The sequence below is a fragment of the Hymenobacter agri genome (assembly GCF_054778495.1).
The window spans coordinates 1-571 of sequence record NZ_BAAGZM010001270.1 but is presented as its reverse complement, the minus strand read 5'-3'; the positions used below and the strand labels follow the sequence as shown (position 1 = coordinate 571).

Below are 571 nucleotides of genomic sequence, written 5' to 3'. Positions count from 1 at the left end.
GCCGCCGGCCACACCACCACCGCCCTCATCGGCCGCCGCCTGGCGCAGCAAGCCCGCCTGCTGCTGCGCCAAACCGATGAACCCATCTCGGCGATTGCCGACCAGCTGGGCTTCGCCGATGTAGCGCATTTCTGCACGTTACGCGGAGCCTGAGGCCCGCACCACTCCTGGCCGGTCTTCGCCGGCGTGGCGCATTTCTGCACGTTCTTCAAGCGCCACGCCGGCCACCCGCCGGGCGATTTCCGGCGTGGGGCGTTGTAGCGCGGACTTTTAGTCCGCGAATGACGACGGCTATAGACTCGCGGGCTAAAAGTCCGCGCTACGGTCCTGTTTGAAATCAAAAGCAGATGGGTTGATTGGCGAAGCTGCCCTACCTTCCGCCCGCCGGACCTTTGTGGCGTACCTCATCAACTCCCCAAAGCATCATGGCAGACAAGAAAATCGCGCTGGTTACCGGCGGCAACAAAGGCATCGGTTTTAAAATAGTGCGCGGCCTGTTGCAGGCCGGCTGCCGCGTGTACCTCGGAGCCCGTGAGGCCGCCAAAGGCCAGCAAGCCGCCGCCGCGCTGGC

General features: G+C 64.4%; 1 protein-coding gene. It reads left to right on the top strand.

Annotated features, from left to right (window positions below; translation table 11 throughout):
- Positions 1 to 425: 425 nt before the first annotated feature.
- A partial coding sequence (locus ACYVDE_RS25745; protein WP_460504344.1) for an SDR family NAD(P)-dependent oxidoreductase occupies positions 426 to 571 on the top strand: 146 nt, incomplete at its 3' end.